This window comes from uncultured Streptococcus sp. (genome assembly GCF_963456385.1).
In the GTDB taxonomy this organism is placed as follows: domain Bacteria; phylum Bacillota; class Bacilli; order Lactobacillales; family Streptococcaceae; genus Streptococcus.
In genome coordinates this window covers 79,127-89,682 of record NZ_CAUOLF010000010.1, presented here as the reverse complement: position 1 = coordinate 89,682, position 10,556 = coordinate 79,127, and the positions used below count along the sequence as shown (strand labels likewise).

Here is a 10,556-nt window from a genome sequence, read left to right as displayed (position 1 = left end):
CATTTATTATTTTTACAATTATTTTTTCTCAACTTGGTTCTGCTCTTAACTTTGGAAGATACATTCCATGGGCGATTCCTGCACTCGCAAGTGGTATTGCAGGAAAAGCAATATTGAATTTTGGGAGCATTGTCAGTTTACTTGGGGTAAGTATTCTAGGTCTTATCGCAACAATAGCTTGGTGGAGATATGCTGATTACGATTAAAATGAAGTGATGAAAATGCTAATAACACAAAGATGAGCCTTATTCATTTCAATTCAAAACAACCCCTCCTGTTCAGATTGAAAAACAAGAGGGGTTATATTATGACAATCGGAAGTTTTGGGCGAGAGGAGACCGAGAGGAGACTATGTAAGTATCTTGGACCTAAATGAAAAGATAGTTTCTAAATATATACGCGATTGGGAAAAAATGACCTTGTCTTTGATAAGTTAAGTGTCAAACAGTTCTCAGATGGCAGTTTTAGAATTAAGATAAAAGCCTGTTTTTACGGGCATTAGTCAAGTAATCATAGCATTAACCTAAAAGAAGTTCAGCGAACGTCTTTAGACGTCGCTAGAGGGAAACGGCTTATAGCCGGTGTACAAGTCACCCGCTTTCAAGGGTGGTTATGACTTCTCAAAATAAGCAAAAAAACAGTAAACCTTTGTGATTTACTGTTTCTCAAATCGTTATATTCAATTATACAAACTGGGATTTTTAGATTTTTAACCCTTAAAGAAAATAAAATGGGCCATTCTCCTGAAGTATGTTCTATAATATTATAGTTTGATGCAAAGTGTAGCTATATAATCATTTCCATAGCGTGATAATCTATGTCTTTTGTCACACGATTCATAAAAATCTATCATAGCGAGACCATTTTTGAGTTGTCCTCTAATCTGAGTTTCTAAGGTATGGCTAAATTCATATCCATATTCTGGATTTATGGTTATCTTGCCTTCCTCTTCAAGCTCTTTTGAATTAAAAGGTATTGAAAACTTTAAAAGTAATTCCTCATCAGGTTTGTCCCATACAATGTCAGCATCATACATGTATATCCAAGGATTCATAAATCCGACCATTAACAATCCACCCTTTTTCAATACTCGAGAGGCTTCTTTATACATGTTTTCTAAATCTTCTATATATACATTTGAAACTGGATTAAAAATAATATCAAAAGTTTCATTTTCAAATGGAAATGGTTTTGTCATATCGCCTTGAACGGTATTGATTTTTAAGCCTTCTCTTTTAGCAACCAACTCATCTCTTTGTAATTGTGATTTAGAAAAATCCATTATGGTTACATCATAACCCTTTATAGCAAAAACTGGTCCCTGCTGTCCACCACCACAAGCTAATCCTAATATCTTTTTTCCGTTGGCTTTTTCAAACCATTCTTTTGGAACTTTTTTCCCAACAGTTAATGCAACAGAAATTGGATTATTTCTAACTTCTTCTAATTCTTCATGTGTCAATGGATCAGTATAGTCATTTTTTACATTATTCCATCTATCTTCATTTAATTTTATATAATTGTTCATCTTATAATCTCCTCGTAATTTTATATTATTTCGATTTAAGGTGAATAGGTTGCCATTACATTTTTCTCACCTCTACAAATTCCAATGTGACGCACTATAGATGATCCTCATTTCACATGCTACATCTGAAATGCTGTTATCCAAAAACATATTCCAGCTATAAGTGAAATCGGAGTCATTACATATTTTTCTTTCTTACTTTTTGAAATCATGTTCATAATTGTATTCAAGGATAGATAAGCGGCAAAGAAGAAACAAATATATTTAGTAACCTTGAAAGACAGCCACAAGGGAAGCAAACCTCCGGCTTGCAAAATAATGATCATGGCAAAAATTTGGATAGCCACCGAAATGACTGCCACAATTCTAAATTTCTTAGGTAAGATTTTATGTTGTCCACCCATTGTAAATTCGCCCAAAGGCAAACCGCAAGCAACAAGAACTGTCATAATTGCTATAACTCCAAATAATACTGCACCTAATATTGAAAACATAAATCTCTATTCTCCCTTCGTAAAATACAAAAAATTTTAATTACAAATTCAACTTTGATTTACTTAATATTCCTATAAAATTATAAGAAATTCTTATCAAGTGTTCAAGTTTTATAAGTCTTTCTCAAGCTGGTCTGTTGCTTTCCCTTTTCCTTTGTTCTTCCACCAATCGCTCAGGTCGACTAAGGATTGAGCGGCGGAAGGGATGAGAAGGAGGACATAGATATAGACGTACTGGCTCTTGGTTTCCCAGAAGAAGTGGAAGAGCCCGCCCCCCAAGAGAAAGATGAAGGGATAGAGGTCAAAAGGCGTCAGTTTTTCCTCGGCGACGAAAAATTTATGCAGGATAAAGAAACAGGAGAGCAGATAGATGCTGGCTAGCAGGGTCAAGAGCAGGAAATTAACAATCTGATAACCTTTTCTTTCCTCATAAATGCTGCGCAGGACAGCTGGCTTCATATATTGCTGGCGCTCAATCTGAGGCCCAGTCCAAATAGACTGAAAAGTCGGCTCAGTCCAAGTCGACTTGACCTTTTCGTAGAAGAATTTGAGCGCATAAGCAGGATGCTTACTGAAGTGAATCAAAATATCCTTCAAATCCCGAGTGGCCATTTCTGTAGCCAAATTTTCATCATATTTGTTGCGCTTGAGAATCTTGGTATTGTAGGCATCGTACCAGCCTCCTAAGGTCTGCCGATTGGGATCATCCCGCAGGCCCATAGTGATGTAGGCGATTTTTGGGGTACCGACACCAATCTTGCCCCCAATCAGCTGCTCATAGTAGGCCGTCAGACCCTTGTTTGAAAGGACGATACCGGCTAAAATCAGGATGATGGCTAAGGGTTTCTTCCAAGACCATTTATAAAAGATGGACAGGAAGCAGACGCCAATCAGCATGATGGCAAAGATGATGTAGTTATTACGCAGGAGGCAGGCTAGACTGATACTGGCCGCTCCCAGCAAGGCATAGAGTAAGTTTCCTTTCTGATCCAGCTTGATAAAAGCATAGAGACTGAGCAGACAGAAGAAGAGTCCAGGAATGGTACCGTAGACAAAGAGGATGAAAAAGAGCTGTGGTAAAAAGAGAAAGGTCAGCAGAATCGTGTATTTCTGAATCATTTCTCTGGCACTGAGCAGAGCAGTAATCTTGTAAATCAAGAAATGACTGAGTAAAGTCCAGACGACATTCATGCTAAAAGCAAACTGAGTCATCGGAGAAATAAAAGCATAAAGTCGCTCCAGAGTCATCAGTCCTAACTGATGGGGATTGCGATACATGTAGCTTCCGACGGTTGTCAGCGAGCTGTAATCTCCTCCATTAAAGGCCAGCGCTGCATTGAAAACGTGCTTGGCGTCAGCTCGGATGCGGCCATCGTAGGCAGTTATCAGAAAAACCGCTGCTGCTATAAAAATGAGGGAAAAAATCCAAAAAAGATGCTTGGTCTGAACCTTTTCCAATAGGGGCCGGATTAAAAAGAGGCTGAGGAGAAAGAGCAGGAGGATAGGGTAGAAATACCAAGGATTACTGACGAATTGGACCCCTTCTGCAATCCTTAAAGGGATGTAAGTGTGGGACAGCAGAATCTGTCCAGACAGGAAAAGTAAGGCAATCGCAGTCATGGTCAGAATCAGGAAGTAGCCCAGATTGAAGATGGTATTAGAAAATTGCTTCATGAGGACCTGACCTCCACCTTGACGAAATAGCGATCTTCTCCCAGCTCAATCAGCTCGACTGGCTGGGGATAAAATCGATCCATGACCTCTTTTTGAAGAATGTTTTCTTTAGGACCTTGGGCTATGATTTCACCTTCTTTTAGGAGTAGGACATGATCCATAGCAGCAGTGATTTCCTCTACATGGTGGGTGACATAGAGGATGGTTGGAGCCTGGTTCATCTGTGTAATCTTACCAATCTGATCCAGCAGACGCTCGCGGGCAAAGAGATCCAGACCGCTGGTCGCTTCGTCTAAGATAAGCAATTCTGGCTTTTCCATAAGACTGCGCGCAATCAGCAAGAGCTGCTTTTCCCCTTGAGATAGACTGATGTAGCTCCGGCCAATCAAATCTTGTCCGCCAATGGAAGCCAGCATTTCCCTAGCTTGATCCAGCTCTGCCTGTCCATAAGGAGCATAGAGAATACTGCTTTTATACTTGCCTGTCAGGACGATTTCTTCGGCACTGAGATGGCTGGGTAGTCGTTCAGCAATGAAGGAGCCGACTACTCCAATCTTAGTTCGCAGCTGAGGAATGTCGCCGGCACCAAATTCAGTACCGAGAACTGTTACCTTGCCCTGGGTCTTCCAATGTTCAGCCATGAGCAGGCGCAGGAGAGTAGACTTTCCAGAACCGTTGAGACCGAGAATAGCCCAATGCTCCCCCTTTTTCACCTGCCAGTTGAGATCTTTTAAGATGGTTCGGCCTTGTTTAGCCAAGCTTACATTTTCCAGTTTGATAATCTTTTCCATTTTTACTCTTTCTTTCGTTAAATCTCCTTTATTATAACAAAATTTATGGTAAAATAACTGATAGGAGGAGTCAAATGTTTCATAAAAGTAAGCTGATGTTTTGGACCAGCGAGGTCCTTTTGCTAACGATTATCTTCTTTATCTGGCGCCAGATGGGGGATATGATAACCCCGATTGTTAGCGTTGTGAATACAATCTTGATTCCCTTTCTTGTGGGAGGATTCCTTTACTATATCACCAATCCGCTGGTGAAATTTCTCCAGGAGAAGCTCAAAATCAACCGAATGATTGGGATTCTGATTACGCTCAGCCTTCTGTTTGGCTTGATTGCTTTGGGTGTTATTTACCTCTTGCCGATTTTGATTAATCAGCTAAGCAGCCTGATTAATTCAACGCAAGGCCTTTATTGGGAAATTCAAAGTTTTGTCAATCAATTATCTAAAAATCCGCTCTTTCGAAATCTGAATATCCAATCCACCATCCAGCAGCTCAACCTGTCTTATGTGGACATTCTGCAAAATATCCTCAACAGTGTGACCAATAGTCTGGGAAGTGTTCTGTCAGCAGTTGTCAATACGCTGATGATTTTGATTATGACGCCGATTTTCTTGGTTTACTTCCTCATGGACGGCCATAAGCTTTTGCCCATGCTGGAGCGGACAGTCCTCAAGCGGGATAAGCTCAATATCTCTAGTTTACTGACCAATCTCAATGCTACTGTTGCCCGCTATATCAGCGGAATTTCAATCGATGCCCTGATTATCGGTGCTCTGGCCTATATTGGCTATAGTGTCATTGGACTCAAGTACGCTTTGGTCTTTGCTATTTTCTCCAGTCTGGCTAATCTAATACCTTATGTGGGACCGAGTATCGGCTTGATTCCCATGGTCATTACTTATGCCTTTACCGATCCTCAGAAGATGGTGGCGGCCTTGATTTACATGCTGATTATCCAGCAGGTCGATGGTAATATCCTCTATCCTCGTATTGTTGGCGGTGTGATGAAAGTCCATCCCATTACTATCATGGTGCTCTTGCTTCTATCCAGCAATATCTATGGAGTTCTAGGGATGATTGTGGCAATCCCGACCTATTCCATCCTCAAAGAAATCGCTAAGTTTTTGGCTAACCTCTATGATAATCACAAGGAAGCCCAGCAGCAGAAGAAGAACGAAGAGTTTGGGATTATTAATAAATAAGGATGAGTTTGGAATTCGATTGAATCCAGAGTCTCGAGACTAGAAAATAAGACGGAAGAATGGCCTTCCGTCTTATTTTCATTTCCTGTGCACTAAATTTAAAAATATGATATAATCAGATTTACCTATACTTTTCGAGGAGAAAGAATCAATGGAAGACCCTGGCAGTCAGAATATGTTATGGCAAGCCTTACTACTGTTTATATTGACTTTGTTAAATGCCTTTTTCTCAGCTGCTGAGATGGCAATGGTATCGCTCAATCGGGCGCGTGTGGAGCAAAAGGCTGAAGAGGGCGACCTCAAGTATATCCGGCTCTTAGCTGTCTTGGAAAGCCCCAATAACTTCTTATCAACTATTCAGGTTGGGATTACGGTTATCAATATCCTGTCTGGGGCCAGCTTTGCGGATAATCTGGGAAAACTTTTCTCTTCTTGGATGGGAAATTCCGAAACTGCGCGTGCTATCGGGACTTTCTTGGCTCTGGTGCTGCTGACCTATATTTCAATTGTTTTGGGTGAGCTTTATCCTAAGCGCATTGCCATGAACCTGAAAGATAATCTAGCTGTGCGGGCTGCACCGGTTATTATTTTTCTTGGCAAGATTGTCAGCCCCTTCGTCTGGTTGCTGTCAGCATCAACCAACCTGCTGAGCCGGATAACGCCGATGAAGTTTGATGATGCAGACGAAAAGATGACCCGGGACGAGATTGAGTATATGCTGACTAAGAGTGAAGAGACCTTGGATGCGGACGAAATTGAGATGCTGCAGGGGATTTTCTCTCTGGATGAGCTGATGGCGCGTGAACTGATGGTGCCACGGACGGATGCCTTTATGGTAGACATTCAGGACGACACCAAGGAAATCATCGAAAGCATCCTCAAGCAGAGCTTCTCGCGGATTCCTGTCTATGATGGGGATAAGGACAATGTCATTGGATTGATTCATACCAAGCGACTGCTTAATGAAGGATTCATCAATGGTTTTGACAATATCGTTCTGCGCAAGATCCTGCAGGAGCCGCTCTTTGTACCGGAAACCATGTTTGTCGATGATTTGCTCAAGGAACTGCGCAATACGCAAAATCAAATGGCCATTCTCTTGGATGAGTATGGTGGTATGGCTGGTCTGGTCACACTGGAAGACCTCTTGGAGGAGATTGTTGGTGAGATCGACGATGAGACAGACAAGGCTGAAATCGAAGTCCATGAAATCGGTGAGAATACCTACATCGTCTTAGGAACCATGACCCTCAATGACTTTAATGAATACTTTGAAGTCGAAATCGAAAGCGACGATGTGGATACGATAGCTGGTTATTACTTGACTTGTGTAGGAACTATTCCAGACCCGAAAGAACGCATTAGCTACGAAGTCGAAAGTCAGAATAAGCAACTCATTTTGACCAATGACAAGGTTAAAAATGGTCGTGTTACGAAGGTGAAAGTTGAAATTTCTGACATTATTGAAGAAGCAGAAAAGGCTGAGAAATAAACTCAGCCTTTTAAGTTTCCTTCAAGTTTTTTATAAGTCTGTCTTAAGTTTCTGGGATTATACTAATACCATCAAAATAGAAATGAGGACAGTCCAATGACATCTAAAGTTACCCTATATGATAAGCAAATATTGACATTCTCACAGGCGCAAAAGTAGGAAAGGAAGTAATAAGAATCAGTAACGTTTAAAAAGCAGCAGAAGCCCTTAACTAATTTTTTCATATAAATCTCCTAAAACAAGTATAAAGAAATTTTGAGGCTCTTTGTCGCTCTAAAACAAAGCAGCCTTAGACTACTCATAAAAGAAACCACCTCTGCCAGCTGGAAGGCAGAGGTGGTTTTGTGGTCTAGATGGGACTCAAGGTTATTCTTTCTGACGCTTAGCAAAATCCACAAAGCGAAATTTGTCGAGCTTGTGGCGGCTCTCGGTATATTGAAACTGGCGGCCGTCTGCCAGATAGACCTGAGACTTGACAGAGACGACTTGCTGGTCCTTGCCTAGGTCCATGAGAATCTTGTCTCGGTCATTGGCGTGGTCAATGGTAAATTCCTTCTTGGCATAATCGATATTGAGCTTTAAATCATTTTCCAAATAGGCATAAATGGACTGCTCAGCGATTTCCCTTGTCAAGTCAGGGACGATGCCCTTGTCTAAATAGTCAATATCTAATACAGAGGCGACTTGGTCTACAACGCGCTGACGGACGATTCGCCAAACTAGTCGGTAGGGAGGGAAGCCAGTGATGTCGGACAATTTCTGGTCCACGGTAATCTTTTCTAAGCTGACAACATTGGTTTTGGACTGCATATTATTCTGTCTGACTACTTCTTGATAGCTGGTTAACTTAGACACAGGAAAGTCAAACTGTTCTTGCTTGATGACTTTGGAACCTTGTCCGCGGACTTTTTCAATCAATCCTTCTTCCTGCAGCAGGGCCAGAGCCTTGCGTACCGTGTCGCGGCTGACCTTGTAGTCTTCTGTCAGCTGATGTTCGCTGGGCAAGAAGTCCCCGACTGCATATCGTTCCTCTAAAATATCTTTCTCAATCTGTTTGAATAATTGTTTGTATTTCTTCATCATAAACTTCACTTGTTTTCTTTTTTGCATACAACATAGAAAATTTTATCAAAAATGAGGGATATTTTCAACAAACAACTTGCCTACATCTTTGAAATCGATTACAATTATTTGCAGAGATGTGTTGAAAAACTAACTCTTAAAAAATATAAGGAGAGTGCTGGATTCTCATTCAGCCAGTAGTCAAATGGGAAAATTTGAGAAGGAAGCCAAAGATTTGCTAGATGCAATCGGCGGCAAAGAGAATGTCACAGCAGTTAGTCATTGCGCAACGCGGATGCGATTTGTACTTGGCGATGATAAAAAGGCCAATGTCAAGGCCATTGAGGCAATCCCAGTGGTCAAGGGAACTTTCACAAATGCTGGGCAATTCCAAGTCATCATTGGAAATGATGTGCCAATCTTTTACAATGACTTCACTGCTGTATCAGGTATTGAGGGAGTATCAAAAGAAGCAGCCAAGTCTGCTGCTAAGAGCAAGCAAAATCCCCTTCAGCGGGTTATGGCCACTCTGGCAGAAATTTTTACACCCTTGATTCCAGCCTTGATTGTCGGAGGGTTGATACTGGGCTTCCGCAATGTCCTTGAGGGTGTGCATATTGAAGCTTTGGGGAGAAAGATTGTTGACGGAGTTGCACAAGTAAAAAATGGACAGCCAGTTTATAATACAATTGTTGATGTATCTAAATTCTGGAGCAATGTCAACGACTTTCTTTGGCTGCCGGCACAAGCAGTGTTCCACTTCTTACCAGTGGGGATTACTTGGTCTATCTCCCGTAAGATGGGAACCAGTCAGATTCTTGGGATTGTCTTAGGGATTTGTTTGGTTTCTCCACATTTGCTGAATGCTTATGATGTAGCCAATACCTCTAAAGCTGTGATTGCTAAAGACTTCACTTGGTATTTTGGAATACTTAAGTTTCACAAATATGGTTACCAAGGTCAGGTCATTCCAGCTCTCTTGTCTGGTCTGTCTCTCTCTTACTTAGAAATTTTCTGGCGTAAACGGATTCCAGAAGTGATTTCTATGATTTTTGTTCCTTTGCTTTCTCTGCTTCCAGCTCTGATTTTGGCTCACACGGTTTTAGGTCCTTTTGGCTGGTGGGTTGGACAAGGCATGTCTAAGTTCGTATTTCTTGGTTTGACAGGTTCATTCAAATGGTTGTTTGGTGCAGTATTTGGTGCCCTTTATGCTCCGTTTGTGATTACAGGTCTCCACCATATGACCAATGCCATTGATACACAGTTAGCCAATGATTATGGAGGCACAGCTCTTTGGCCAATGATTGCTCTGTCTAATATTGCTCAAGGTTCAGCTGTATTTGCCTACTATCTCATGCATCGTCGTGATTAAAGAGAGGCACAAATTTCGCTTCCAGCAACCATTTCTGCTTACCTTGGAGTTACTGAGCCAGCTCTCTTCGGGGTCAATGTCAAGTACGTTTATCCATTTGTTGCCGGGATGATTGGATCTTCAATTGCTGGAGTTTTATCCCTTAACTTTAATGTTACAGCAACTGGTATTGGTGTAGGGGGCTTACCAGCTATCCTTTCTATTCAGGCAAACTACTGGCTTCCTTTCCTTCTAGTTATGCTTGTAGCAATTCTTGTACCAATGTTCCTGACTTTCTTTTTCCACAAGACAGGCTTCTTGACGAAGGCAGAGGAAGATCCAGAATTGCAGGCAGAGTTTGCAACTCAGGAAGAGTCTGAATTTGCGGGGCCATCCAAAGCCGAGTCTTCTCCAAAGGTGAAAGCATCTGATTCATCAGCTCCTGTAACTATTACTAGTCCGCTGGCAGGAGAAGTCAAAGAATTGAGTCAGGCAACAGATCCTGTCTTTGCACAAGGTTTGATGGGGCGTGGAGTTGTCATTGTTCCTAGCCAAGGTGAGTTGGTTTCACCAGTCAATGGTACAGTAACAGTCTTCTTCCCAACCAAGCATGCAATTGGCATCTTGTCAGATGAAGGGGTTGAAATCCTGATGCATATCGGAATGGACACTGTCAATCTGGAAGGAAAAGGCTTTGAAGGTTATGTATCTCAAGGTGATAAGGTCAAGGTTGGCGACAAACTCATTTCCTTTGATATAGACATGATCAAGAAAGCGGGCTATGTAACGGAAACACCAGTCATCATTACAAACTCAGACAGTTATCAGGTGGAGGAGCTTGAACAACTTCCTCGGGCAGTTGAGCGAGGTGGTCAGTTGATGAACGCTAAGCCACTTTAAAGAAAAATGAAATGATTTATAGAAAGGGACGGTGCTTTAAAATCTGTCCCTTTTCTCAAAAAAGG

At 41.5% G+C, this 10,556-nt stretch carries 7 protein-coding genes and 2 pseudogenes; 4 read left to right on the top strand and 5 right to left on the bottom strand.

Annotation, left to right across the window (positions count from 1 at the left end; genetic code table 11):
• Positions 1-206: pseudogene (locus tag RP262_RS05770) on the top strand (bacitracin ABC transporter permease); the annotation flags it as partial.
• Positions 207-763: 557 nt separating this feature from the next.
• Here the strand turns inward: RP262_RS05770 and RP262_RS05765 are convergent.
• The 4 genes from RP262_RS05765 to RP262_RS05750 all read right to left on the bottom strand — a co-directional run bounded on the left by RP262_RS05765 (position 764) and on the right by RP262_RS05750 (position 4,487).
• Complete coding sequence (locus RP262_RS05765) at positions 764-1,528, bottom strand: class I SAM-dependent methyltransferase (RefSeq protein WP_311154552.1); 765 nt, start codon at positions 1,526-1,528, stop codon at positions 764-766.
• Between the two features lie 119 nt (positions 1,529-1,647).
• The gene (locus RP262_RS05760; protein ID WP_311154551.1) at positions 1,648-2,022 is read right to left on the bottom strand and encodes a hypothetical protein; all 375 of its coding nucleotides are present in this window, start codon (positions 2,020-2,022) and stop codon (positions 1,648-1,650) included.
• A gap of 111 nt (positions 2,023-2,133) precedes the next feature.
• Positions 2,134-3,696 carry a beta-carotene 15,15'-monooxygenase gene (locus RP262_RS05755; protein ID WP_311154550.1) on the bottom strand — a complete coding sequence of 521 codons (1,563 nt, stop codon included), beginning with the start codon at positions 3,694-3,696 and terminating at the stop codon, positions 2,134-2,136.
• Positions 3,693-4,487 (bottom strand): ABC transporter ATP-binding protein, encoded by a 795-nt coding sequence (locus RP262_RS05750; protein WP_311154549.1) that lies wholly within the window; start codon positions 4,485-4,487, stop codon positions 3,693-3,695. Before RP262_RS05750 ends, RP262_RS05755 begins: the two co-directional genes overlap by 4 nt.
• Before the next feature lie 74 nt (positions 4,488-4,561).
• Between RP262_RS05750 and RP262_RS05745 the strand changes: the two genes are divergently transcribed.
• Positions 4,562-5,686: an AI-2E family transporter gene (locus tag RP262_RS05745; RefSeq protein ID WP_002897049.1), complete on the top strand. Its 1,125-nt coding sequence runs from the start codon at positions 4,562-4,564 to the stop codon at positions 5,684-5,686.
• A gap of 151 nt (positions 5,687-5,837) precedes the next feature.
• On the top strand, positions 5,838-7,178 hold the full coding sequence (locus tag RP262_RS05740) for a hemolysin family protein (protein WP_002897050.1): 1,341 nt from the start codon (positions 5,838-5,840) through the stop codon (positions 7,176-7,178).
• Positions 7,179-7,544: 366 nt separating this feature from the next.
• On the opposite strand, the gene treR is transcribed toward RP262_RS05740, so the two are convergent.
• Complete coding sequence (gene treR / locus RP262_RS05735) at positions 7,545-8,258, bottom strand: trehalose operon repressor (protein WP_311154553.1); 714 nt, start codon at positions 8,256-8,258, stop codon at positions 7,545-7,547.
• A 187-nt stretch (positions 8,259-8,445) separates the two neighbouring features.
• On the opposite strand from treR, the pseudogene treP reads away from it, so the two are divergent.
• A pseudogene (treP, locus tag RP262_RS05730) lies at positions 8,446-10,491 on the top strand (PTS system trehalose-specific EIIBC component).
• Positions 10,492-10,556: the final 65 nt, after the last annotated feature.

Bases quoted from the DNA above. Each gene is read 5' to 3' on its own strand.
- RP262_RS05760 (WP_311154551.1), bottom strand. From the start codon at position 2,022: ATGTTTTCAATATTAGGTGCAGTATTATTTGGAGTTATAGCAATTATG.
- RP262_RS05745 (WP_002897049.1), top strand. From the start codon at position 4,562: ATGTTTCATAAAAGTAAGCTGATGTTTTGGACCAGCGAGGTCCTTTTG.
- RP262_RS05755 (WP_311154550.1), bottom strand. From the start codon at position 3,696: ATGAAGCAATTTTCTAATACCATCTTCAATCTGGGCTACTTCCTGATT.
- treR (WP_311154553.1), bottom strand. From the start codon at position 8,258: ATGAAGAAATACAAACAATTATTCAAACAGATTGAGAAAGATATTTTA.
- RP262_RS05765 (WP_311154552.1), bottom strand. From the start codon at position 1,528: ATGAACAATTATATAAAATTAAATGAAGATAGATGGAATAATGTAAAA.
- RP262_RS05750 (WP_311154549.1), bottom strand. From the start codon at position 4,487: ATGGAAAAGATTATCAAACTGGAAAATGTAAGCTTGGCTAAACAAGGC.
- RP262_RS05740 (WP_002897050.1), top strand. From the start codon at position 5,838: ATGGAAGACCCTGGCAGTCAGAATATGTTATGGCAAGCCTTACTACTG.